We start from the raw sequence: 21,323 nt of genomic DNA on the forward strand, positions 1-21,323 counted from the left end.
TTGCACTCAGGCGATGATCCTGCATCGGATCAAGTCACATCACTGTGACGCATTCGCCGGCGCGCGGTCAACGGCCGGCCGTCCATGGTTCAGGAAGCGCCGCGGATCGGCATCGCGCGCTCCGCGCCCGGACAGCGATTTCACCAGATCGGCGACGGATTCGAGGTTGTGGATCGGGCGGAACTCGTCGACATGCGGAAGCATGGCCCTGACGCCTCGGGCGCGCGCCTCGAAACCATCGAAACGCAGCAGCGGATTGAGCCAGACGAGACGGCGGCAGGAGCGATGCAGGCGATCGATCTCGATCTCCAGTTCGGCCGTATCGTCGCGCTCGAGCCCGTCGGTCATCAAGAGGACAACGGCCCCCTGCCCGAGCACCCGGCGCGACCAACGGCGGTTGAATTCGTGAAGCGTCTCTCCGATACGCGTGCCGCCCGACCAGTCCTTGACTGCCGCTATGCAGTCGTCCAGCGCCTCGTCGGGGTCGCGGTTGCGCATCTGCCTCGTGACATTCGTCAACCGCGTCCCGAAAAGGAAAGTATGGACGCGATGGCGCTGTTCGGTCAGGGCGTGCAGAAAATGCAGGAATATCCGGGTATACTTGCTCATCGATCCGGAAATGTCCGCAAGCACGACCAATGGCGGATGGACGAGCCGGGGCTCGCGAAAGCGCGGCAGGATGAAGTCCCCGCCGAACCGCATGGCATCTCGCATGGTGGAGCGCGGATCGATCCGCACCGGGCGGTGGGACCGTCGATAGCGGCGCGTGCGTACCCGGTCGAGCGGCAGCAGGATTGCGGACAATGCCTTTCTTGCCTCCGCGATCTCCGCGGCCGTCATCTGGCCGAAATCCGCCTTGCGGAAGAGTTCGCGGCCCGAGACCGTGTAGCGTGCGTCGACCTCCACCTCCGGCGCTTCGCTTGGCTGCTGCGCGCCGTCCCGGCCGGCAAGAAGCGCATCACGGACGCGTTCTTCGCCGGCGCGCCGACGCCGATCCTCCCCGGAACGGGGCATGGCAATGGGGGACATGAGCGCGATCATCTTGTTCACCAGATCCGGCGAGCGCCAGAACAGCCGGAAAGCCTCGTCGAATACGGCCTGGTCTTCATGCCGCTTGACGAAGGTGCATTGGAGCGCTGCATAGAATTCGCCGCGGGAGCCGATGCCGATCAGCTTCACGGCACCGATCGCATCGGCGATGGCGGCCGGACCGATCCGCAGTCCCGCCCGCCTGAGGGCACGGGCGAAGAAGACGATATTATCGGCGAGCCTTCCATCATTCGCATGGGCTCCGGCGGTCATCCTGCTCAGCCCTGCGCCAGCAATTCGGCCTTCACCTCGGCAAGCAGGCGGCGGCCTTCGGCACCTTCGATCCGGGCGATGTCGTCCTGATATTTGAGAAGCGTCCCGAGCGTATCGGCGACTGTTTCGGGATCGAGAGCCAGCGCGTCGAGCTCCGTGAGTGCCGTGGCCCAGTCGATCGTTTCCGCGACGCCGGGGTTCTTGAAGAGGTCGAGCGCCCTCAACCTCTGAACATAGGCAACGATCTCGCGCGAAAGCGCCGCGTTGCAGCCCGGGACCTTGCGGCGGATGATCTCCAGTTCCTGCGTCGCCCTGGGGTAGTCGACCCAGTGATAGAGACAGCGCCTCTTCAAGGCGTCGTGGATTTCGCGGGTCCGGTTGGTGGTGATGATGACGATCGGCGGCTCGTCGGCCCTGATCGTCCCAAGCTCGGGGATTGTGACCTGGAAATCGGAAAGCACCTCCAGGAGAAAAGCCTCGAAAGCTTCGTCGGTGCGGTCGAGCTCGTCGATCAGGAACACCGGCGCCCGCCCGGCCGTCGTCGATATCGCCTGCAGCACCGGCCGTCTTATGAGGAACCGCTCGGAAAAGATGTCGCTTTCCACTCTCTGGCGGTCGACGGTGCCCGCCGCTTCCGACAGGCGGATTTCCAGCATTTGGGCGGGATAGTTCCATTCGTAGACGGCCGAGGCGACGTCAAGTCCCTCGTAGCACTGAAGCCGGATAAGGGGCCGGTCGAGGGCGCGCGCCAGCACCTTGGCGATCTCGGTCTTGCCGACGCCGGCCTCGCCTTCGAGGAATAGCGGGCGCTTCATCCTGAGGGCCAGGAAGAGAACGGTCGCAAGCGCGGTTCCGGCGAGATAATCCTGCGCCTCCAGCATCGCCCTCGTCTCGTCGATGGACTGAGGCAGCTTTCCTGTCACCTGTCTCGCCATGCTTCCTCCCGCGTGGACGAAAACCTATAGCGTGTGATATCCGCGGTCCACATAAATGAGCGGTGGCTGCTTCGGGCCGAGCTGCACATCCACGACCTCGCCGATAAGGATGAGATGTGTGGCCACTTCCTTGACTTCGATCAGGCGGCAGTCGAAGGCAGCGATCGCCTCGACGAGGATGGGTGCACCGGTCGTGCGCTGCGTCCACCGGCCGAGGGCAAAACGTCGTTCCATGTCGAGCTGGTCGCGGCCAGAAAAGGCGTGAGCCAGGGCGTGATGCTGGGAGCCGAGCAGGTTCAGCGCGAAACTGCCGCCACGCGAGAAGATGTCGTTGCGCCGGTTGGCTGCGTTGAGGCAAGCGAGCACTGTCGGCGGATCGTCCGACACCGAACAGGACGCGGTAATCGTGACGCCACGCCGCTCCTTGCCATCGGCCGCCGTAATCAGCTGCACATGCGACGACATGCGGCTCATCGCATCACGGTAGGTTATCGGGTCCAGCCGGGTCTTCTCCAACACATCTCGCTCCGGAACGATATCTCGCACATACATAGACTCTCGCGGAAAATATGAAACCCGGCGATGCGAGAATCTTGCGGATCAGCGGCGCTTGCAATCGATGCGGCGACAAAGCCTCGTTATGCCTCGATCTTTTCCTTTGACGGGCGCGCCCACATCCTTAAAACATGGCGGTCGATAGCGGGAAATGACATGCCTAGATCAATCGCCACCAGCCTCTTTGTCGCTGCACTTGCGCTGACCGGTCCTGCTTTCGCTGCCGGCGTTAAGGTCGCGGTCGTGGCTCCCGAGGAAGGGCCTTTCGCCTCCCTCGGCAGGCAGATTTCTGCCGGGGCAGCATTCCAGACCGGCGACCGCGGAAGCCAGGTGATCCCGATCAACGAAACCTGCGATCCTGCCGGTGGCGAGGCGCTGACGAAGGCCCTGCTTGCAAGCGGCGCTGAAGCGGCGATCGGCTTTCTGTGCACCGAGAGCCTTGAGGCCGCGCTGCCGGCCCTGGCCGAAGCCGGCATTCCGGCGATCACCGTCAGCGTCCGTTCCGACATCCTCATGGAGGACGCACTCAAGAAGGAATGGCCGTTCTATCGCCTGGCGCCGGGCGGCAACGCTGAAGCGGCGGCGATCACCGATGCCATCGTCGCGAACTGGAAAGGCAGGCCGCTCGCTCTGATCGACGACGGGACGATCCACAGCCGCGAGCTTGTCGAAAGCGTGCGCAACGGGTTGGCCGAGATCGGCATAACGCCGGTTTTCACCGACACCTACCGCCCCTCGCAGGAGCAGCAGGTGAGCCTCGTGCGGCGACTGGCGAAGAGCGGTGCAACGCATGTCTTCACCGGAGGCGATCGCAACGATACGGCGGTGATTGCGCGTGACGCGAAAGCGGAAAACGTCCCGATAACCCTTTTTGGCGGCGACACGCTGAACGCTGCCGATCTCGACGTGCCGCTCGAGAACGGCGTCCTTGCCATGACGATACCCGACCCCGCACGATCGTCGGAGGCTGCGGCGGTGGCAAAGGCCATGCGCGCCGCCGAGATCGAGCCCGAGGGATATGTTTTGCCCGCCTTTGCCGCAGTGTCGCTCCTCGAGCAGGCAAAGGACCAGGCGGCAAAAGACGGCAGCTCGCTTGCGGATGCCCTGACGAAAGGACCCTATCCGACGGTGCTCGGGCCGATCGGGTTCAACAATGCGCACGAGCTTGCCGAAACCCCTTACAGGCTGATGCGATGGCAGGACGGGCGTTTCGTCGATGCAACCGTTACGGACAATATGGAATGATGCGGAAAGGGGCCAGAAATCTCATCACGGACGTGCCAGGATTGCTGGTCGGCAATGCTGAGGATGTCAGGCTGAAATCCGGGGTTACGGCCGTGCTTTGCGATCCGCCGGCGACGGCCGCCGTTCAGGTTCTCGGTGGCGCTCCCGGTACGCGCGAGACCGAGCTGCTTGCGCCCCACAATACGGTCCAGGTGGTCGACGCGATCGTGCTCTCCGGTGGCTCGGCCTTCGGCCTCGATGCCGCCTCGGGCGTTCAGGCGGCGCTGCGCGAGATGGGGCGCGGTTTCGCCGTCGGCCCGCATCGTGTGCCGATCGTGCCCGCGGCGATCCTCTTCGATCTGGCAAATGGCGGCGACAAGGATTGGGGACGCTACGCTCCCTATCGCGATCTCGGCTACGAAGCGGCGCGAGCGGTATCGGCGGACTTCGGCACCGGCAGCACCGGCGCAGGCACGGGCGCGCTTACGGCGACCTTCAAGGGCGGTCTCGGCTCCGCGTCGACGGTGCTGGCCAATGGGATCACTGTCGGCGCCCTCGTGGCCGTGAATGCCGTCGGCTCCGCGACCGTCGGCGACACACCTCATTTCTGGGCTGCACCCTTCGAGATAGACGACGAGTTCGGCGGGCTGGGCCAGCCCACGCCCTGGCCGCAGGACGCCGCTACCCCGCGCTTCAAATTTCGGGAGCGGCAAGCGTCGGGGACGAACACGACCATCGCAGTCATAGCCACCGATGCGCTGCTCACCAAGGCGGAGACCAAGCGTCTGGCGATCGCGGCCCATGACGGCTTTTCGCGTGCCCTGTGGCCCTCTCATACGCCTCTTGACGGCGATCTGGTCTTCGCGCTTTCGACGGGCACGGCCGGAAAGACGCCGCTGCTTCAGGATTTCATCGATCTCAGCGCCGCGGCAGCCGCCACGATGGCCCGTGCGATCGCGCGCGGCGTCCATGATGCACGAGATGCCGGAGACGATCTGACACCTGCCTGGTCCTCACGCTCCTGATCTTCGCGCCGGTTGTTCGGGAGGCCCGAGAATGCTATGGCGCGGGAAAGAGCCGGAGCCCGATGATGACCCACCCAATTCGCATTGCCCCGTCGATCCTGGCGGCCGACTTCTCCAAACTCGGCCAGGAGGTTCGCGACGTCGCCGAGGCCGGCGCAGACTGGATCCATCTCGATGTCATGGATGGACATTTCGTACCGAACATCACCTTCGGGCCCGACGTCATCAAGTCGCTGCGCCCGCACACCCGGGCAACCTTCGACTGCCACCTGATGATCGCGCCGGCCGATCCCTTCCTCGAAGCCTTCGCGAAGGCCGGTTGCGACATCATAACTGTCCATGCCGAAGCAGGCCCGCATTTGCACCGCTCACTGCAGACTGTGAAGTCGCTCGGAAAGAAAGCCGGCGTCTCCATCAATCCGGCGACGCCGGAAAGCGCCATCGAATATGTCCTCGACACCGTCGATCTCGTTCTCGTGATGACGGTCAATCCTGGCTTCGGCGGCCAGAAGTTCATCGGCGCGACGGAGGAGAAGATCCGGCGGATCAAGGCAATGATCGGCAGTCGCCCGATCGAGATCGAGGTGGATGGCGGTATCGCGCCGGATACGGCCGGCGTCGCAGCGAAAGCGGGCGCCAATGTGCTGGTCGCCGGCTCCGCCATCTTCAAGGGCGATTCCGTCGATGCGTATCGAAGCGCCATCGAATTGCTCCGCACACAGGCGGAGAAGGCACGCGGATGAAGGCGCGCGCAGCAACTGCCGGCATCATGGTGGCGATGCTTGCCGCGGCCGGTGCCGCGGCCGGTGACTATGCCGCCTTCCAACCGATCGGCTTTTCATCGGATGGCGATGTCTTCGCCTTCGAGGAATACGGTATCCAGGACGGCTCCGGCTTTCCCTATTCGACGATCTACGTTCTCGACACCAATACCGACGCCTTCCTGCCAGGCGCGCCCGTGCGCGCCGTTGCGGAAGAGGACGGAGCCGATCTGCACACGGCGCGCGGTGAAGCGCACAGGCGCTCTGCGCCGCTCATCGATGCCTATCGTCTCCACCACACGCCGGGAGTGCTCGCCGCCTATAATCCTGTGACCGAGCTCGATGCAGAGCCGCGCACACTGACCTATTCCTCATTTCCCGCCGATGCATCGTTCCGCAAGGTTTATACGCTCAAGCTCGAAGAGAAGGTCTTCGAACCGGAAGGGATTTGCGAGGGCTTTCTGAAAGAGGTCAAAGGCTTCCGTCTGACGATGACCGAGAAGGCCGGAAAACCCGCAGCGGAAATACTCGAAGACGATCAGCGGATCCCACTGAGCCGGCGTTGCCCGACGAGCTACCGCATCGACGGCGTCGTGACCCATGTCAAGGCCGATGGCTCCGAGGTCCATGCAGTGATGATCCTGGTCGAGTCGCTCGGCTTCGAGGGCACCACCGACGGCCGCTGGATCGCGGTACCGGTGCGGATTCCCGGTTGATGGAGGGGAAGGCCGCGGTCCGGGCAAAGGTGCTCGTCGCAGCCCCGGACCGGCCGAAGCGCTTCCGTCTCGCGCATTCGGTTCCGAGCCTGCGGGAAGCGATCCTGGGCGCGCTCTGCTGGGGCTTCGCGATGGCGCTCTCGGCGTGGCTTGCACTTTGGTGGCGGGAAAATGACGCCACCTTCCACCTGAAAAGCATCCTCGCGCTTTACGCATGGGGCGGCCTCATCGCATGGCCGCTCTCGCTATTTGCCGCCCGTTGCCTGTCGCAGAACCGACCGGTCGAGACACGCTTTTCGGCCTTTTTCCTGTGTCTCACCGCCGGCACGATCGGAACGACGGCATTCCTGTTCGCGCTCGACTACCGCGCTTTCTATGCGCAGTGGCATGCGACGACCGGGACTCCCACCTGGATGTTCCAGTTCGCGTTCACGTCGCTGGCCGCCTTCTACCAGTTTCTGGTCCTCGGCGTCCGCCTTTATCTGCCGCTCGGTGCCGTCGCGCTCGTGGCAACGAGTCTGCTGCTCGCGCGATCGGACGCGCGGCAACGGCGTTGAGCTTCACCGCCATCTTTGATAGAGGCACAGCCATCCTCCACTCTCGACGAAAGCTTGAAGCCCATGATCTCCCGTTACTCCCGGCCGGAAATGGTGGCCATCTGGTCGCCGGAAACCAAGTTCCGCATCTGGTTCGAGATCGAGGCGCATGCCTGCGACGCCTTGGCCGAAATCGGCGTGATCCCCAAGGAAGCTGCAAAGACCATATGGGAAAAGGGCGGCGCGGCAACCTTCGACGTCGCCCGCATCGATGAGATCGAAGCCGTCACCAAGCACGATGTCATCGCCTTCCTCACCCATCTTGCGGAATTCGTCGGCCCCGACAGCCGCTTCATCCATCAGGGCATGACCTCTTCCGACGTGCTGGACACCTGCTTCAACGTTCAGCTCGTCCGCGCGACCGATCTCCTGCTCGCCGATCTCGACAAGCTGCTCGAGGCGCTGAAACGGCGTGCCTTCGAGCACAAGGACACGGTGACCATCGGCCGTTCGCACGGCATTCACGCCGAGCCGACGACCTTCGGCGTCAAGCTCGCGCTTGCCTATGCGGAGTTCGACCGCTGCAAGCAGCGCCTTCTCGCTGCACGCGAAGAGATCGCGACCTGCGCCATTTCCGGAGCGGTCGGCACCTTCGCCAATATCGATCCCCGCGTCGAGGAACATGTAGCAGAAGCACTCGGCCTCAAGGCTGAACCCGTCTCGACTCAGGTGATCCCGCGCGATCGCCACGCGATGTATTTCGCAACGCTCGGCGTCGTCGCCTCCTCCATCGAGCGTCTTGCAACCGAGATCCGGCATTTGCAGCGCACCGAGGTTCTGGAGGCGGAGGAATATTTCTCGCCGGGCCAGAAGGGCTCTTCCGCCATGCCTCACAAGCGCAATCCGGTGCTCACGGAGAACCTGACGGGACTCTCCCGCATGGTCCGCGCCTTCGTCGTTCCGGCCATGGAAAACGTCGCCCTGTGGCACGAACGCGATATCTCGCATTCGTCGGTCGAGCGCATGATCGGTCCGGATGCGACGGTCACGCTCGATTTCGCGCTGGCCCGGCTGACCGGCGTCATCGACAAGCTTCTCGTCTACCCGGACAATATGTTGAAGAATATGAACAAGTTCCGCGGACTTGTTCACTCGCAGCGTGTTCTTCTCGCCCTCACCCAGGCCGGTGTTTCGCGCGAGGATGCCTACCGGCTCGTACAGCGGAATGCCATGAAGGTCTGGGAACAGGGCAAGGACTTCCTCGAAGAACTGCTCGCTGACACGGAAGTCCGTGCAGCTCTTTCCGAAGAGGACATCCGGGAGAAATTCGACCTCGGCTATCATACCAAGCACGTCGACACGATCTTCCGGCGGGTTTTCGGTTCCGTCTAGGTAGAACGGAAACCGCTGATCCCGGAATGGCGCACGTTTTCCATGGCCCGCATTTGACGTCCTTCGTTCAAATGCGGGCGAAGTCTTTAGCGGTCCTTTAGGTGCTCCATGTGAAGCTTGCAGCTGTCGCAATCAGGTTTCGAGAAAACCATGGTTTACAAGGACAGCCTTCAGCGCGCCTCTTCGCGCGAAAAGACGAAGATAACCGGGACCGTCACTTGCAAGACAGGTTCGACCAACGGGATTGTGGTCGATCTTTCCGACGAAGGCATCTGCTTCAGGCTGTTCTTCGATATCGGCGCGCGGACCGGTCAGGAAGTGACGATCCGGAGCGAGGAGCTCGGCTTTCTCTCCGGCATGGTGCGCTGGGTCCGCGGCGACAGGTTCGGCATCAAGCTGAACCTGTCCTCGAACACGGCAGCCCAGATCTCATCCTATTACAAGTTCTTTCGCTGATCAGTGGCGATCCGAGCGGGATGTTGAGGCGGTCGCTCCCAACTCCCCGCTCGAGCGGGAGACCTATCGCGCCGGACCGGCCGGTTCCACCAGCTTGCGGTAGAGATGCCACGTCGCGTGGCCGAAGATCGGCATGATGACGGCAAGGCCGACGAAGACCGGGATGGAGCCGATCACCAGTCCGGCGGCGATGATCAAGCCCCATAGGGCCACCGGCACCGGATTGGCGAGCGTCGCTCTGACCGATGTTTCCATCGCCGTCAGCGCACCGACGTCGCGATCTAGGAGCAGCGGGAAGGTGACGACGCTTATCGACAGCACGACGACGGCAAAGACGAAGCCGACAAGATTGCCGACCAGGATCAGGTTCCACCCCTGCTCGGTGGTGGTCACACTGGTCCAGAACTCCGAGATCGAAGCCGGAGGCGTCGAACCGAAGATCGTTAGATAAAGACCCTGGGCGACCAGAAGCCAGACGACGAAGATGACGAAGAGGACAGCGGCAACCGCGAGGATCGACGGGATTGCCGGATGGCGATGCAGCCGCATTGCGTGCGGCCACCGCGCGTCCATGCCGAGTTCGCGACGCCTGCTGACCTCGTAGAGGGCGATGGCAGCAACAGGCCCGATGAGGGCAAAGCCGGAAGCGAGCGGATAGAGCAGCGGCAACATGTTCGCTCCCGCACTCCACGTCATCAGCACGACGCCGGCGATTGGATATATGAGGCACAGAAAAACATAATGCGACGGCTTTTCCCGGAAGTCATCCAGCCCGAGACGCAACGCGTCGAACACATCCGCAATGCCAATCTTTCGTATGCCGGGATGCGCGACGGTCGGATCTGCCCCCGACAGAACATGGAAGGTTGTCATGGCTCACACTCCTCAACGAACCAGAGCAGCCACGGACCCGCGACAGTGGTGTTAAAAGATGGGCCGCTGTCGAACCGCGACTGTGAGTGTGATTATACAGAAAATGCCGCCTCTGTCGCCTCCGCCTTGACTTCGGCCTTTTTCGACTTCAAATCGCGACGATCATGAAGGTTTCCGAAACACATATCCTCATCGTTCCCGGCTACACCAACTCGGGCCCGAACCATTGGCAGACCCGATGGGAGCGTAAACTGTCGACCGCGCGCCGCGTCGAGCAGGCAGAATGGTCGAAGCCGGTGCGGGAGGATTGGGTGGCGCGCATGATCGAGGAGGTCAATGCCGCAGAGAAGCCGGTCGTCATTGTCGCGCATTCGCTCGGCGTTGCCACGGCGATCCACGCACTGCCTCACTGCACGCGGCAGATTGCCGGCGCATTCCTGGTTGCGCCGCCGGACGTCGCCAACCCGAATATCCGGCCGAAGCACCTGATGACCTTCGGCCCCTATCCGCGCGATCCCCTGCCCTTCCCGTCGATCATGGTGGCCAGCCGCAACGATTCCTTCGGCTCCTACGAGCACGCCGGCGACATCGCCAACGCCTGGGGATCGCTGCTCGTCGATGCCGGCGACGCCGGCCACATCAATACGGAGTCCGGCCACGGCCCCTGGCCGGAAGGTTCGATGGTCTTCGCCCAGTTCCTGAGCCGCCTGCGGGCGTAGGACACGTCAGCGTTGGACGCCGCAACTCACGCCTGGCGGAGACCCGCTGCCGCCACACGCAGGTATTCGAGAAAGGTCTTCTGAAGCCTGCTCGGCAACCAGTTCTCCCGAACGGTGACACCGATCGTGCGCGTCCGGAGCCGGCTGCGCACCTCATCGGCGACCGGAATGCAGCCAAGGAGATTTTCTCTTTCCTCGATGGCGATCTGGCGGCGAGAGAGCATCGACAGCCGGTCGCTTTCCAGAATGATGCCACGCGTGAGAACGAGCGAGCTCGTCTCGATACTCGCCCTTGGCGCGTCCCCGCAACCAGCAAAAAGCGCATCGAAGGCGGCGCGTATAGGCGTGCCGGGACGCTGGGCGACCCATTGCTGGGCGGCGAGCTGGTCAAGTGATGCACCCTTTCCGCTGCTGTTGAGAAGCGGGTGCCCGAATCGTCCGACCACCGCGTAGGGGTCCTCGAAAAGGGGCTCCGCCCGCAACCCCTCGAGGTCGCTGCCCGAACGCAGCGCTCCGATCAGAATGTCGCTCGCGCCGGTGCGCAACTGCTGCGACAGAGCCTCGTAGGAGCCATCCATGACTTCCACCCGGGCATTCGGGTGCTCCGCCATAAGGGGGTTGACGGCGCGCGCAATCAACAGGGTGCGCGCAAGCGGAAGACTTGCAATCTTGATCCGCCCCTCCATTCGCCCTTCGATTTCGCGGATTTCATCCAGCGCCTGCTCCAGTTCGGTGAGGGCCACCTGCCAGCGCATCGCGAGGCGGCGGCCTAGTGTATTCGGCGCAACGCCGGCCGGGCTGCGCATGAGGATGGCCCTGCCGATATTGGTCTGCAGGTCATGCAATGCCCGGTGCAGCGCCGCCGGCGAGCCGCCGCCGCTGCGCGCCGCCTCGGTGATGGAACCGTTGCCGGAAAGGGCGATCAGCGCCTCGATCTGCCGAAAGGTTATTCGCGCGATACATTTGGCGACCAGCGTCGGATCGCGCTGCGAACTCATGCCGAAGAGCTCGGCCAGCGCCAATGCGATCTGGTTCTCCATGCGGCGTATCCGCGTCAAGAGAACCTCGCCGGCCGCCGTCGGCTGACTGCCGGCAGCATAGCGCGACAGGAGTTTCGCGCCGAAGCGGCGCTCGATCCCCGCGAGCGCCACCGAGACGGCGGGTTGTGAAATGTGCAGCTCGGCGGCCGCGCGGTTGAGGCTGCCCGTCTCGCAGACCTGCATGAAGACCCGCAGATGCCGGATGTTGATATCCATTGCGATCATCTGTGCTCCGGAGGCAGATTCGAAAAAAACTATAGCTCGGCTCGGCTTTCGTATTAGCACTCGGGCCCTGTCGGATGCCAGTGTCCACTCCGAAGAATGAAGGAGCATGGATATGCATCAAAAGACCGGACTCGTCGTCAGCGCTCATTCGGCCGACTTCGTCTGGAGGGCTGGCGGCGCGATCGCCGCCCACGCAAGACAGGGTTATGCAGTCACAGTCGTTTGCCTGTCCTTCGGCGAGCGCGGCGAGTCGGCGAAGCTCTGGAAGAAGTCGGGAATGACTCTCGAGGCCGTGAAGGCGGACCGTCGGCGCGAGGCGGAAAACGCCGCGAAGGCGCTCGGCGTTCGCGATATCCTGTTCTACGATCTCGGCGACTACCCCATGCAGGTGACGCCGGAAGCCTTCGATCGGCTGGTGGACCTCTACCGCGAAATACGCCCGGAGTTCATGCTGACGCACTCGCGGCAGGACCCTTATAACTTCGATCACCCGATGGCGACCGACTTTGCGCAGCATGCGCGTGTCATAGCCCAGGCGCATGGGCACAAGCCCGGCACGCCTGTACTCGGCGCCCCGCCTGTCTATCTCTTCGAGCCGCACCAGCCGGAACAATGCAATTGGAAGCCAAACTTGCTGCTCGACATCACCGATGTCTGGGAGAAGAAACTGGCGGCGATCAAGTGCATGGAGGGACAAGAGCATCTCTGGGAATATTATACCCGTGTCGCCCTCCAGCGAGGCGTCCAGGCCTCGCGCAATTCCGACTACAAGATCACCTATGGAGAGGCCTACGAGGCCGTCTTTCCGCATGTCACCGGTACACTAGGACATGGAGCGCTGGCATGAGCGTCGTTCACCGAAATATCGAGCGGACCGGTCAGAGCCTTGTCGATGCCCTGGCGGAGTGCGGCGTCGCGACGGTCCACGAGGCGATGGGCCGCACCGGCCTGATGCAGTCCTATATGCGCCCCGTCTGGCGCGGGGCGCGCGTGGCGGGTACGGCGGTGACGGTCTCGATACCGCCTGCCGACAACTGGATGATCCATGTGGCGGTCGAGCAGTGCCGCGAAGGCGACATTCTCGTGGTCGCACCGACCTCGCTGTGCGACGCCGGCTATTTCGGCGAATTGCTTGCAACCTCCCTTATGGTGCGTGGCGTGCGCGGTCTGATCATCGAGGCCGGGGTCCGGGACGTCAGCGAATTGGAGGAAATCGGCTTTCCCGTCTGGTCACGGTTCGTCTCGGCACAGGGAACGGTGAAGGCGACGCTTGGTTCGGTCAACGTGCCGATCGTCTGCGCAGGCGCCACCGTGGCCCCCGGCGATGTCGTCATCGCCGACGACGACGGGGTCATGGTCGTGCCGAAAGCGCAGGCAGAACAAGCCGTCGCGGCCTCGCGCGCGAGGCTTGAGAAGGAGCGCAAGACGCGTGAGCGGCTGGCCGCCGGCGAACTGGGACTGGACATCTACGACATGCGCGGCGCACTCGCAGCCAAAGGACTGAAATACATCGATTGAAGCGGGAGATGGCGCAGGAGCCATTTCCGCAGGGAGGACGAATGACCACGATTGCATTCATCGGCTTCGGCGAGGCTGCGCAGTCCATCGCCGGTGGGCTTGGCGGCCGGAACGCCGCACGGCTCGCCGCTTACGATTTGCGCTTCAACGACCCGGCTGCTTCCGACGCCCTGCGGGCAAGAGCGGCGGAACTCGGTGTCGAACCGCTCGACGACGTGGCCGGCATTGCTTCCGCGGATGTCGTCCTGTCGCTCGTCGTCGGTGCCGCGACGAAGGCCGTCGCCGCCTCGGCGGCGCCGCATCTTTCCGGCGAGGCGGTCTTCATCGACCTCAACTCCGTCGGGCCGGACACCAAGGCCCTCGCAGCCGGCGCGATCGCTACCGGGAAGGGCAGCTTCGTGGAAGGCGCCGTCATGGCGCGCGTGCCACCCTATGCCGAGAAGGTTCCGATCCTCGTCGCGGGCAAGCGTGCCGTCGAGGTGGCGGGGCGCCTGAACGCGCTCGGCATGAACCTCGAAGCGGTCGGCGATACCCCGGGCCAGGCTTCGTCGCTGAAGATGATCCGTTCGGTGATGATCAAAGGTGTCGAGGCCCTGCTGATCGAAGCTCTGTCCTCGGCGGAGCGGGCCGGCGTTACCGAGCGCATTCTTGATTCGGTCCAGGAGACCTTTCCCGGCCTCGACTGGCGGAATGTGGCCGACTATTACCTGTCCCGAACCTTCGAGCACGGCGCCCGTCGCGTGACAGAGATGACCGAAGCAGCCGAGACGATCGAATCGCTCGGACTGAACGCCCCCATGTCGCGGGCTGCCTGCGAGACGATCGCTGCCGCTCATGCGGCGATGAAGGATCAGGGGCTCTCCGTAAATGACGGCTATCGCGGTTTCGTGCCGGTGCTCGCACGCCGCCTGGCGAAGGACAGTTGAGATGGACGGTATCTTACAGTCGCTCGGCGTCATCTTCAGCCTTTCCGGCGTTGCCGTACTCGTCACCGGGGCCCTGCTCGGGATCGTCATCGGCGCCCTGCCCGGACTTGGTCCGTCGATCGGATTGAGCCTGCTCATCCCGTTCACCTACAATCTCGGCCCCGAGCTCAGCATGCTGCTGATGATCTCGCTCTATACCTCAGCCGAATACGGCGGCTCTATCAGCGCTATCCTCCTGTCGACCCCGGGCACGGCCGCCGCTGCGGCGACCGCGATCGACGGCTATTCCATGGCTCGACAGGGCAAGGCGAACGAGGCGATCTCGATTTCGCTGACTGCCTCCACCGTCGGCGGGGTTCTCGGCGGGCTTGCGCTGCTGCTGCTGGCCATGCCGCTCGCCTCGCTGGCGTTGAAGTTCGGACCGGCCGGGTACTTCGCCGTCGGCGTGTTCGGCCTGAGCTCGGTCGCGGCACTGTCCGGTGGTTCGCTGGTGAAGGGTCTTGCCTGTGCCGCCTTCGGTCTTGCGCTGGCGACGGTGGGCATAGATCCGATCGCCGGCACGCCGCGCTTCACCTTCGGACTTTTCCAGCTCTATGAGGGCGTACCGTTTCTGGCGGCACTCATCGGCCTCTTCGCCGTGTCGGAAGCGCTCGCGATGGTCGAGAGCCGCGTGGTGTCTGCGCCGTCCATCAAGGACAAGGTCGGCCACGTGTTCATGTCAGCGGCCCTGTGGAAGGAAACCTGGCGCTCCATGCTCTCCGGTTCGGTCATCGGCACCCTGCTCGGAATTCTTCCCGGTGTCGGCGGCAACATCGCCTGCTGGGTCGCCCGCGATTATGCCCGCGCCCGGGACTGCCATCCCGAAGAGTTCGGCAATGGCTCCGCAAACGGCATCGCGGCACCTGAAGCCGCCAACAACGCCACGGTCGGCGGCGCACTCGTGCCCCTCCTTGCGCTCGGTGTCCCCGGTTCCCCGACGACCGCGATCATGGTCGGCGCACTCATTATGCACGGCCTACATCCCGGTCCGCAGCTCTTCAACGAGGCGCCGTCGCTGGTCTATGCGATCCTTTTCGGGACAATCATCGCGTCGCTGGTGCAATATGCCGCGGGCTCTCTTTTCCTGCCGCTCATGGCCCGGGTAATGCGGTTGCCCGACGCGGTGATCGCCGTCGGCATCATGGCCTTTGCCGTTCTCGGCGCCTTCGCCATCCGCAACCTGATGTTCGACGTCTACCTGATGCTCGGGTTCGGAGTCGTCGGCTATCTGATGAAGAAGCTCCGCTTCCCGGTCGCCCCCGTCATTCTGGCTATGGTACTCGGCTATCTGGTGGAGTCGAACTATCGTACCGCGCTCGTGTCCTCGCAAGGCGACTACACGATCTTCGTCACCGATCCGATCAGCCTGATCTTCCTCATCCTGAGCCTCGTCAGCCTGCTGACGCCGCTTTGGCGACGGATCCAGGCGCGCCGCGCCAGTGCGCGGACCGAAGAAACGGCGGACTGCACTGTCCGTTGAAAGCATCCAACTGGAGGAGAAGACATGAGTATTACAAGAAGAACGTTCGGCGCGCGCATGGCAGGCGCGGCTGTGGGGCTGGCCCTCGTCCTGTCGGGATTTGCAGCACCGGCGAACTCCCTCGCCGCGGAATTTCCGGAAAAGCCGGTGACGCTGGTGGTTTGGGCGGGTGCCGGGGGAGCGCTCGACACTTACGGCCGCAAGCTCGCCGAGCTCCTGGAAAAGGAGGCAGGGTGGACGGTGAAAGTGGACAACAGGCCGGGCGGCAGCGGCGCCGTCGGCGTCTCGCAGATCATGACGCAGCCGGCCGACGGCTACAACATCCTCGTCCTCACCGGGACACTGACCTTCGGCATCGCCCAAGGCCTCATTCCCTTCGAACTCGAGGATTTCCGCCTGCTTCGGGCCATGCAGTCGGAGCCGTCTTCGCTTGCAGTGCTTTCCGACAGCCAATTCAAGACCGTCGACGATTTCATCGGATACATGAAGGGCAATCCGAACGGCCTGAAAGTCGGCGGCCATGCGCCCGGAGGCTTTCATCAGTACATGCTGTACCAGCTCATGAAGAAGGGCGGCTTCGAAAGCGGCTGGATCCCGCATGACGCGTCGGGCAAGGTGACGCTCGGCCTCCTCGGAAAGCACCTCGATGCTGCCATGATGACGCCATCGACCGGCCTTGCGCAGGTCAAAAGCGGCGAAATCAAGCTGCTTGGCGTTTCGACCGACGAGCGTAGCGCATTCCTGCCCGACGTACCGACGTTCAAAGAGCAGGGCTACGACATCGAGGGGGCGGTCTGGCGCGGTATCGCGGTAAAGGCGGGAACACCCGACGACGCCGTCGGCGCCATCCAGGCTGCAGTGGACAAAGTGACTGCATCCGAGGACTGGAAGAAGTTCCAGACCGAGCAGTTCCAGGATAGCCCCGACTGGAAGGAAGAGGATTTCACCAAACGGGCGCAGAGCGATCTCACCAACCAGCTCGAATTCCTCAAGGCCAACGGATACGTCGAATGAGCGGTCACGCATCGGGTGCTCCGGAACATGATCTCTCCGCCGGCCACGGCGGGGAGGCACCTCACGGGCACTATTGGCAAAACCTCGTCGCGGCTCTTGTGTGCATCGGCTGGAATGCGGGCTTCCTGCTGTTGAGCCTCGGGCTGCCGGCTGGACATTCACGAGGCGATGTCGGGCCGGGTTCGCTGCCCATTCAGGTTGCTGTCTTCGGTACGGCGGTGTCGGCTGTCTATCTCGTTCAGGTCCTGAGGGGCGTCGATCTCGGCGGAACGCACGGCAGGGTCGACATTGCGCGCGTCAGCGGCCTGATGGCCCTCTTCGTCGCCGTGTGTCTCGGCGCGAACTGGATCGGGCTGGCCCTTTGCCTCGGAATCGGCGCGGGCGTGGCGACGCTGCTCTTTCCGGGCGAGAAGCCGCTCGTCCGAGCCGCAGCAACCGGGGCCGGCTTCTGGGCGATCGCCTATCTGGTATTCGGCAAGCTGCTCGCGCTTCCTCTTCCTTGAAACGACCTGACAGGAGTGAACACATGACGCCAGACGGCATCGCGTGCATGATGATGAGAGGCGGCACGTCGAAAGGCGCCTATTTTCTCGCGGACGATCTTCCGACCGACGCTGGGGAGCGCAACCGGCTCCTGCTGCGCATCATGGGGTCGCCCGACCAGCGTCAGATCGACGGCATTGGAGGGGCCGATCCGCTGACAAGCAAAGTGGCCGTAGTCCGCGCCTCGGCTCGGCCCGGTTTCGACGTAGATTTTCTCTTTCTCCAGGTCTTCGTCGATCAGGCACTGGTAAGCGACAGCCAGAATTGCGGCAATATCCTTGCCGGTGTCGGCGCTTTTGCCGTCGAGCGCGGGCTGGTCGAAGCCGCGGAAGGCGAAACCGCCATCCGCATCTACATGGAGAACACGTCCCAGTCTGCTATCGCGCGCATCCGCACCGCGAAAGGCCGACCCGTCTATACGGGCGACGCGTCGATCGACGGGGTGCCGACTCCCGCCGCACCCGTCTATCTGACCTTCACGGACGCCGCCGGCTCAAGCTGCGGCGCATTGCTGCCCACCGGCTCGGCCGCAAACGAGATCGAGGGTGTTGCCTGCACGCTGATCGACAACGGAATGCCGGTCGTGGTCATGCGGGCGGCGGATTTCGGCCTGACGGGATATGAGAGCCGCGAAGAGCTCGAGGCGAACGAGTCTGTCAAGGCGCGTATCGAGCGCATCCGCCTCGCCGCAGGACCGCTGATGAATTTGGGTGACGTCACGAAAAAGTCGGTCCCCAAGATGACCTTGGTCGCCCTTCCGGTGAATGGCGGCGCCATCATGACCCGCAGCCTCATTCCCCACCGCGTGCATGCTTCGATCGGCGTCTTTGGCGCGCTCAGCGTGGCCACGGCGTGCCTGCTGCCAAACAGTCCCGCAGCGTCCCTCGCCACCTTGCCGGAGGGCGAGGAAAAAACCCTGGCCGTCGAGCACCCGACCGGCCGCATGGAAATCCTGCTTCGGCTCGACGACGCCGGCAGCGTGGAGGAATGCTCGTTTCTACGAACCGCGCGAAAACTCTTCGATGGTCGCGTCTTCGCATGACAGCGGGGGCGCCGCTCAAAGAAACGCCGCCCGGTCTCTGCCGGGCGGCGGCATGCAGGTGTCGTTTAGTTTTTCTGTAGCTGTGCAACCGCTTCCGAGAGCAATTCAATCATGCGGACGCGAATGTCGTCCTCGGATATGGCAACGCCAGCCGCGTCGAAATCGGCCTTGATCTTGCGCACGACGTCCTCGTGCCCGGCCTCTTCGAAATCCGCGGCGACGATCTCGCTCGCATAGGCTTCCGGGTCGGACTTGGCGAGAAGACCGGCGGCCCAAAGGCCAAGCAGTTTGTTGCGGCGGGCGGTGGCCTTGAACCTCAATTCCTCGTCCAACGCGAACTTCGCCTCGAAAGCCTTCTCGCGGTCCTGCATCGTCGTCATCAATCGATCTCCCTGAAAAATATGCTGCCCGAAGCACCATCGCCATAAACCAAAAGGCTCTCGAAAGTGCAATGCGCCTTTTCGCCTTCGGCGACTTTCATGATAGCCTAATCTAATCCGGGGATGGAAAGACACGCCGATTGTTAATTGTCTTCTTTTCGGATATGGACCCGCTGAGAAAATTCCCAATGCGCCTCCCAAGAGCGCCAACAACCACAGAGACAGATCCATGAATCGTCGCCGCCGTATCTACGAGGGCAAGGCCAAGATCCTTTACGAGGGTCCGGAACCGGGCACGCTGATCCAGTTCTTCAAGGACGACGCCACCGCCTTCAACAAGAAGAAACATGACGTCATCGACGGCAAGGGCGTACTCAACAACCGGATTTCCGAGTACATCTTCACGCATCTGAACAAGATCGGCATCCCGACCCATTTCATCCGCCGCCTCAACATGCGCGAGCAGTTGATCAAGGAAGTGGAGATCATCCCGCTGGAGATCGTGGTGCGCAATGTTGCCGCCGGCTCTCTCGCCAAGCGCCTCGGTATCGAGGAAGGCACCGTCCTGCCGCGCTCGATCATCGAATTCTATTACAAGGCCGACGCCCTCGACGACCCGATGGTCTCCGAGGAACACATCACGGCTTTCGGCTGGGCGAGCCCGCAGGAACTCGACGACATCATGGCGCTCGCCATCCGCATCAACGATTTCCTTTCCGGCCTCTTTCTCGGCGTCGGCATCCAGCTGGTCGACTTCAAGGTCGAATGCGGCCGCCTCTATGAGGGCGACATGATGCGCATCGTCCTGGCCGACGAGATCTCCCCCGACAGCTGCCGTCTCTGGGACATAGAGACGAAGGAAAAGATGGACAAGGACCGGTTCCGCCGCGATATGGGCGGACTTGTCGAAGCCTATCAGGAAGTGGCCCGCCGCCTCGGCATCATCAATGAAAACGAGCCGCCGCGCGGTTCGGGTCCGGTGCTGGTCAAGTAATCTCGGGGATAAGCAAAAGTGATCAAGGCACGCGTAACCGTGACGCTGAAGAACGGTGTTCTCGACCCGCAGGGCAAGGCTATCGAAGGCGCTCTCGGCGCTCTCGGCTTTGACGGCATCGGCCAGGTGCGACAGGGCAAGGTCTTCGATCTGCAGCTCGAAACCGCCGACAAGGCCAAGGCTGAAGCCGACCTCAAGGCCATGTGCGAAAAGCTGCTCGCCAACACCGTTATCGAAAACTACAGCATCTCCCTCGCCTGACGGCGGGGGCGGCCATTGCACTGCGTTGAAACAGCCCCGGAAATCCTTATATGCCGGGGGCAAAGGCAAGATAGGTACGTCATGAAGTCCGCCGTCGTTCAGCTTCCTGGTCTCAATCGCGACCGCGACATGATCGCGGCGCTGACGAAGATTTCCGGCAAGGCGCCTGTCACCGTCTGGCAGACCGAGACCGAAATCCCGGATGTGGATCTGATCGTCATTCCCGGCGGCTTTTCCTATGGGGACTATCTGCGCTGCGGCGCGATCGCTGCACGCATGCCGGTGATGCAGGCGATCAAGGCCAAGGCGGAGCAAGGCGTGCGCGTCCTCGGCGTCTGCAACGGTTTCCAGATCCTCGTCGAAGCGGGCCTCCTGCCCGGCGCGCTGATGCGCAACGCCTCGCTGAAGTTCGTCTGCCGCGAGGTGAAGCTGGAAGTCGTCAACGCCGACACCGCTTTCACCCGCGCCTACGCCAAGGGTCAGGTAATCCGCAGCCCCGTCGCCCACCATGACGGCAACTATTTCGCCGATGCGGAAACGTTGAAGGCAATCGAAGGCAGCGGCCAGGTCGTGTTCCGCTATGCCGAAGGCACCAATCCGAACGGCTCCGTCAACGACATCGCCGGCGTCCTGAACGCGAAGGGCAATGTGCTCGGCATGATGCCGCATCCGGAAAATCTGATCGAGTCCGCCCATGGCGGCGCGGACGGCCGAGGACTCTTCGCCTCGGCGCTGGACGTAATTGCTGCTTAAGTTTTGTCATGTAGCACTACGGGCGGAAAATCGCTTCGTACTTATGAAATTGCTCCGGTCGCCGCTGGAAGGCGGCATTCGCCACCAGTTCCCGTGAGACCTCCTATGTCATCCATTGTTAACGGACGTTCCCTTGCGCTCGCCTGCGTTGCCGCCAGCCTGACGCTTGTCGCCGGTTGCCAGTCGGGGCGTCCCGCAGCACCGGCCGCGAGTTCCGCCGCGCTGCCGACCATGGAACGCATCGCTCTCGGCGCGAATGGCTGTTGGTTCAAGTCGGGCGATGCGGCGTTCAAAGCCTATCGCCTCGCCCCCGAACTCAACTCCTTCTCCGGACGCCCGCGCATCCTGATTGTCCCGCGCAAATCACCGGAATCGCGCCCGCTTGCCGTGGTCGAGGCCGAGGGTCAACCAGCCCGCCTGCAGGCCTTCGGCCCGCTGATGAGCGAGCCCGTAGGGACGCGCATCGCCGCGGACGTGCGCCGTTGGGCGGCAGGCGGCAAAGGCTGCAGCTGATCCGACCATCTTCGGCAACGCGCCCTTCCGCGCGGCGATGCTCTCGCGGAGGAGTCCAGCCAATCCATGGGCTGGAAAGACTCTTCCGCGCCGCAGACGCG

General features: G+C 63.2%; 25 protein-coding genes. 19 read left to right on the forward strand and 6 right to left on the reverse strand.

The genetic code is table 11. The features are described 5' to 3' along the window. Positions 1–39: 39 nt before the first annotated feature. From ACTJKL_RS17125 to ACTJKL_RS17135, 3 genes are read right to left on the reverse strand one after another with little or no spacing between them, the layout of a single operon-like run. On the reverse strand, positions 40–1,302 hold the full coding sequence (locus ACTJKL_RS17125; RefSeq protein ID WP_100673161.1) for a vWA domain-containing protein: 1,263 nt from the start codon (positions 1,300–1,302) through the stop codon (positions 40–42). A gap of 5 nt (positions 1,303–1,307) precedes the next feature. After that, positions 1,308–2,237 carry an AAA family ATPase gene (locus ACTJKL_RS17130; protein WP_440853385.1) on the reverse strand — a complete coding sequence of 310 codons (930 nt, stop codon included), beginning with the start codon at positions 2,235–2,237 and terminating at the stop codon, positions 1,308–1,310. A gap of 24 nt (positions 2,238–2,261) precedes the next feature. Beyond that, positions 2,262–2,789 carry a flavin reductase family protein gene (locus tag ACTJKL_RS17135; RefSeq protein WP_018095061.1) on the reverse strand — a complete coding sequence of 176 codons (528 nt, stop codon included), beginning with the start codon at positions 2,787–2,789 and terminating at the stop codon, positions 2,262–2,264. A gap of 159 nt (positions 2,790–2,948) precedes the next feature. Here ACTJKL_RS17135 and ACTJKL_RS17140 point away from each other — a divergent pair, with 159 nt between their 5' ends. The 7 genes from ACTJKL_RS17140 (at position 2,949) to ACTJKL_RS17170 (ending at position 8,902) form a co-directional block, all read left to right on the forward strand. After that, positions 2,949–4,037 carry a branched-chain amino acid ABC transporter substrate-binding protein gene (locus tag ACTJKL_RS17140; protein ID WP_440853386.1) on the forward strand — a complete coding sequence of 363 codons (1,089 nt, stop codon included), beginning with the start codon at positions 2,949–2,951 and terminating at the stop codon, positions 4,035–4,037. Continuing rightward, a complete protein-coding gene (locus ACTJKL_RS17145) occupies positions 4,034–5,041 on the forward strand; it encodes a P1 family peptidase (protein WP_440853387.1) in 1,008 nt (335 codons plus the stop codon). The genes ACTJKL_RS17140 and ACTJKL_RS17145 overlap by 4 nt, the downstream gene beginning before the upstream one ends. A gap of 62 nt (positions 5,042–5,103) precedes the next feature. Continuing rightward, the gene (rpe, locus tag ACTJKL_RS17150) at positions 5,104–5,784 is read left to right on the forward strand and encodes a ribulose-phosphate 3-epimerase (protein WP_275597864.1); all 681 of its coding nucleotides are present in this window, start codon (positions 5,104–5,106) and stop codon (positions 5,782–5,784) included. Further along, the gene (locus ACTJKL_RS17155) at positions 5,781–6,518 is read left to right on the forward strand and encodes a DUF2259 domain-containing protein (RefSeq protein ID WP_440853388.1); all 738 of its coding nucleotides are present in this window, start codon (positions 5,781–5,783) and stop codon (positions 6,516–6,518) included. The genes rpe and ACTJKL_RS17155 overlap by 4 nt, the downstream gene beginning before the upstream one ends. Then, positions 6,518–7,075, forward strand: a complete 558-nt coding sequence (locus ACTJKL_RS17160) for a hypothetical protein (RefSeq protein WP_100673157.1) — start codon at positions 6,518–6,520, stop codon at positions 7,073–7,075. Before ACTJKL_RS17155 ends, ACTJKL_RS17160 begins: the two co-directional genes overlap by 1 nt. A gap of 63 nt (positions 7,076–7,138) precedes the next feature. Beyond that, positions 7,139–8,446 (forward strand): adenylosuccinate lyase, encoded by a 1,308-nt coding sequence (purB, locus tag ACTJKL_RS17165; protein WP_018095067.1) that lies wholly within the window; start codon positions 7,139–7,141, stop codon positions 8,444–8,446. Between the two features lie 150 nt (positions 8,447–8,596). After that, entirely contained in the window at positions 8,597–8,902 is a 306-nt protein-coding gene (locus ACTJKL_RS17170) for a PilZ domain-containing protein (protein WP_440853389.1), read from the forward strand. A 63-nt stretch (positions 8,903–8,965) separates the two neighbouring features. On the opposite strand, the gene ACTJKL_RS17175 is transcribed toward ACTJKL_RS17170, so the two are convergent. After that, positions 8,966–9,775, reverse strand: a complete 810-nt coding sequence (locus ACTJKL_RS17175) for a DUF2189 domain-containing protein (RefSeq protein WP_100673154.1) — start codon at positions 9,773–9,775, stop codon at positions 8,966–8,968. A 164-nt stretch (positions 9,776–9,939) separates the two neighbouring features. Here ACTJKL_RS17175 and ACTJKL_RS17180 point away from each other — a divergent pair, with 164 nt between their 5' ends. Further along, positions 9,940–10,494: an RBBP9/YdeN family alpha/beta hydrolase gene (locus tag ACTJKL_RS17180; RefSeq protein WP_100673153.1), complete on the forward strand. Its 555-nt coding sequence runs from the start codon at positions 9,940–9,942 to the stop codon at positions 10,492–10,494. A gap of 26 nt (positions 10,495–10,520) precedes the next feature. On the opposite strand, the gene ACTJKL_RS17185 is transcribed toward ACTJKL_RS17180, so the two are convergent. Beyond that, positions 10,521–11,759, reverse strand: coding sequence for a LysR substrate-binding domain-containing protein (locus tag ACTJKL_RS17185; protein WP_440853390.1), 1,239 nt, complete (start codon positions 11,757–11,759; stop codon positions 10,521–10,523). Positions 11,760–11,871: 112 nt separating this feature from the next. Between ACTJKL_RS17185 and ACTJKL_RS17190 the strand changes: the two genes are divergently transcribed. From ACTJKL_RS17190 to ACTJKL_RS17220, 7 genes are read left to right on the forward strand one after another with little or no spacing between them, the layout of a single operon-like run. Then, on the forward strand, positions 11,872–12,606 hold the full coding sequence (locus ACTJKL_RS17190) for a PIG-L deacetylase family protein (protein ID WP_100673241.1): 735 nt from the start codon (positions 11,872–11,874) through the stop codon (positions 12,604–12,606). Next, positions 12,603–13,277, forward strand: a complete 675-nt coding sequence (locus tag ACTJKL_RS17195) for a 4-carboxy-4-hydroxy-2-oxoadipate aldolase/oxaloacetate decarboxylase (RefSeq protein ID WP_100673151.1) — start codon at positions 12,603–12,605, stop codon at positions 13,275–13,277. The genes ACTJKL_RS17190 and ACTJKL_RS17195 overlap by 4 nt, the downstream gene beginning before the upstream one ends. A gap of 41 nt (positions 13,278–13,318) precedes the next feature. Beyond that, on the forward strand, positions 13,319–14,203 hold the full coding sequence (locus ACTJKL_RS17200; RefSeq protein ID WP_275597858.1) for an NAD(P)-dependent oxidoreductase: 885 nt from the start codon (positions 13,319–13,321) through the stop codon (positions 14,201–14,203). 1 nt (position 14,204) lies between these two features. Beyond that, complete coding sequence (locus ACTJKL_RS17205; RefSeq protein ID WP_440853391.1) at positions 14,205–15,722, forward strand: tripartite tricarboxylate transporter permease; 1,518 nt, start codon at positions 14,205–14,207, stop codon at positions 15,720–15,722. A gap of 24 nt (positions 15,723–15,746) precedes the next feature. Next, complete coding sequence (locus ACTJKL_RS17210; protein ID WP_379941221.1) at positions 15,747–16,736, forward strand: tripartite tricarboxylate transporter substrate binding protein; 990 nt, start codon at positions 15,747–15,749, stop codon at positions 16,734–16,736. Next, positions 16,733–17,239 carry a tripartite tricarboxylate transporter TctB family protein gene (locus ACTJKL_RS17215; RefSeq protein WP_127710039.1) on the forward strand — a complete coding sequence of 169 codons (507 nt, stop codon included), beginning with the start codon at positions 16,733–16,735 and terminating at the stop codon, positions 17,237–17,239. Before ACTJKL_RS17210 ends, ACTJKL_RS17215 begins: the two co-directional genes overlap by 4 nt. Before the next feature lie 23 nt (positions 17,240–17,262). Beyond that, positions 17,263–18,321, forward strand: coding sequence for a 4-oxalomesaconate tautomerase (locus ACTJKL_RS17220; protein ID WP_440853392.1), 1,059 nt, complete (start codon positions 17,263–17,265; stop codon positions 18,319–18,321). Between the two features lie 65 nt (positions 18,322–18,386). Here ACTJKL_RS17220 and ACTJKL_RS17225 read toward each other — a convergent pair whose 3' ends face one another. Continuing rightward, positions 18,387–18,701, reverse strand: coding sequence for a DUF1476 domain-containing protein (locus tag ACTJKL_RS17225; protein ID WP_018095079.1), 315 nt, complete (start codon positions 18,699–18,701; stop codon positions 18,387–18,389). A 229-nt stretch (positions 18,702–18,930) separates the two neighbouring features. Between ACTJKL_RS17225 and purC the strand changes: the two genes are divergently transcribed. The 4 genes from purC to ACTJKL_RS17245 all read left to right on the forward strand — a co-directional run bounded on the left by purC (position 18,931) and on the right by ACTJKL_RS17245 (position 21,222). Continuing rightward, positions 18,931–19,695: a phosphoribosylaminoimidazolesuccinocarboxamide synthase gene (purC, locus tag ACTJKL_RS17230; protein WP_003531407.1), complete on the forward strand. Its 765-nt coding sequence runs from the start codon at positions 18,931–18,933 to the stop codon at positions 19,693–19,695. 18 nt (positions 19,696–19,713) lie between these two features. Beyond that, positions 19,714–19,956, forward strand: coding sequence for a phosphoribosylformylglycinamidine synthase subunit PurS (purS, locus tag ACTJKL_RS17235; protein ID WP_003531405.1), 243 nt, complete (start codon positions 19,714–19,716; stop codon positions 19,954–19,956). An 81-nt stretch (positions 19,957–20,037) separates the two neighbouring features. Next, a complete protein-coding gene (purQ, locus tag ACTJKL_RS17240) occupies positions 20,038–20,709 on the forward strand; it encodes a phosphoribosylformylglycinamidine synthase subunit PurQ (RefSeq protein ID WP_018095081.1) in 672 nt (223 codons plus the stop codon). Between the two features lie 105 nt (positions 20,710–20,814). Then, positions 20,815–21,222, forward strand: a complete 408-nt coding sequence (locus ACTJKL_RS17245) for a hypothetical protein (RefSeq protein ID WP_018095082.1) — start codon at positions 20,815–20,817, stop codon at positions 21,220–21,222. Positions 21,223–21,323: the final 101 nt, after the last annotated feature.

It is taken from the genome of Sinorhizobium sp. 22678, assembly GCF_052044265.1.
GTDB classification, from domain to species: domain Bacteria; phylum Pseudomonadota; class Alphaproteobacteria; order Rhizobiales; family Rhizobiaceae; genus Sinorhizobium; species Sinorhizobium meliloti_A.

Bases quoted from the DNA above. Each gene is read 5' to 3' on its own strand.
- ACTJKL_RS17125 (WP_100673161.1), bottom strand. From the start codon at position 1,302: ATGACCGCCGGAGCCCATGCGAATGATGGAAGGCTCGCCGATAATATC.
- ACTJKL_RS17130 (WP_440853385.1), bottom strand. From the start codon at position 2,237: ATGGCGAGACAGGTGACAGGAAAGCTGCCTCAGTCCATCGACGAGACG.
- ACTJKL_RS17135 (WP_018095061.1), bottom strand. From the start codon at position 2,789: ATGTATGTGCGAGATATCGTTCCGGAGCGAGATGTGTTGGAGAAGACC.
- ACTJKL_RS17140 (WP_440853386.1), top strand. From the start codon at position 2,949: ATGCCTAGATCAATCGCCACCAGCCTCTTTGTCGCTGCACTTGCGCTG.
- ACTJKL_RS17145 (WP_440853387.1), top strand. From the start codon at position 4,034: ATGATGCGGAAAGGGGCCAGAAATCTCATCACGGACGTGCCAGGATTG.
- rpe (WP_275597864.1), top strand. From the start codon at position 5,104: ATGATGACCCACCCAATTCGCATTGCCCCGTCGATCCTGGCGGCCGAC.
- ACTJKL_RS17155 (WP_440853388.1), top strand. From the start codon at position 5,781: ATGAAGGCGCGCGCAGCAACTGCCGGCATCATGGTGGCGATGCTTGCC.
- ACTJKL_RS17160 (WP_100673157.1), top strand. From the start codon at position 6,518: ATGGAGGGGAAGGCCGCGGTCCGGGCAAAGGTGCTCGTCGCAGCCCCG.
- purB (WP_018095067.1), top strand. From the start codon at position 7,139: ATGATCTCCCGTTACTCCCGGCCGGAAATGGTGGCCATCTGGTCGCCG.
- ACTJKL_RS17170 (WP_440853389.1), top strand. From the start codon at position 8,597: ATGGTTTACAAGGACAGCCTTCAGCGCGCCTCTTCGCGCGAAAAGACG.
- ACTJKL_RS17175 (WP_100673154.1), bottom strand. From the start codon at position 9,775: ATGACAACCTTCCATGTTCTGTCGGGGGCAGATCCGACCGTCGCGCAT.
- ACTJKL_RS17180 (WP_100673153.1), top strand. From the start codon at position 9,940: ATGAAGGTTTCCGAAACACATATCCTCATCGTTCCCGGCTACACCAAC.
- ACTJKL_RS17185 (WP_440853390.1), bottom strand. From the start codon at position 11,759: ATGATCGCAATGGATATCAACATCCGGCATCTGCGGGTCTTCATGCAG.
- ACTJKL_RS17190 (WP_100673241.1), top strand. From the start codon at position 11,872: ATGCATCAAAAGACCGGACTCGTCGTCAGCGCTCATTCGGCCGACTTC.
- ACTJKL_RS17195 (WP_100673151.1), top strand. From the start codon at position 12,603: ATGAGCGTCGTTCACCGAAATATCGAGCGGACCGGTCAGAGCCTTGTC.
- ACTJKL_RS17200 (WP_275597858.1), top strand. From the start codon at position 13,319: ATGACCACGATTGCATTCATCGGCTTCGGCGAGGCTGCGCAGTCCATC.
- ACTJKL_RS17205 (WP_440853391.1), top strand. From the start codon at position 14,205: ATGGACGGTATCTTACAGTCGCTCGGCGTCATCTTCAGCCTTTCCGGC.
- ACTJKL_RS17210 (WP_379941221.1), top strand. From the start codon at position 15,747: ATGAGTATTACAAGAAGAACGTTCGGCGCGCGCATGGCAGGCGCGGCT.
- ACTJKL_RS17215 (WP_127710039.1), top strand. From the start codon at position 16,733: ATGAGCGGTCACGCATCGGGTGCTCCGGAACATGATCTCTCCGCCGGC.
- ACTJKL_RS17220 (WP_440853392.1), top strand. From the start codon at position 17,263: ATGACGCCAGACGGCATCGCGTGCATGATGATGAGAGGCGGCACGTCG.
- ACTJKL_RS17225 (WP_018095079.1), bottom strand. From the start codon at position 18,701: ATGACGACGATGCAGGACCGCGAGAAGGCTTTCGAGGCGAAGTTCGCG.
- purC (WP_003531407.1), top strand. From the start codon at position 18,931: ATGAATCGTCGCCGCCGTATCTACGAGGGCAAGGCCAAGATCCTTTAC.
- purQ (WP_018095081.1), top strand. From the start codon at position 20,038: ATGAAGTCCGCCGTCGTTCAGCTTCCTGGTCTCAATCGCGACCGCGAC.
- ACTJKL_RS17245 (WP_018095082.1), top strand. From the start codon at position 20,815: ATGTCATCCATTGTTAACGGACGTTCCCTTGCGCTCGCCTGCGTTGCC.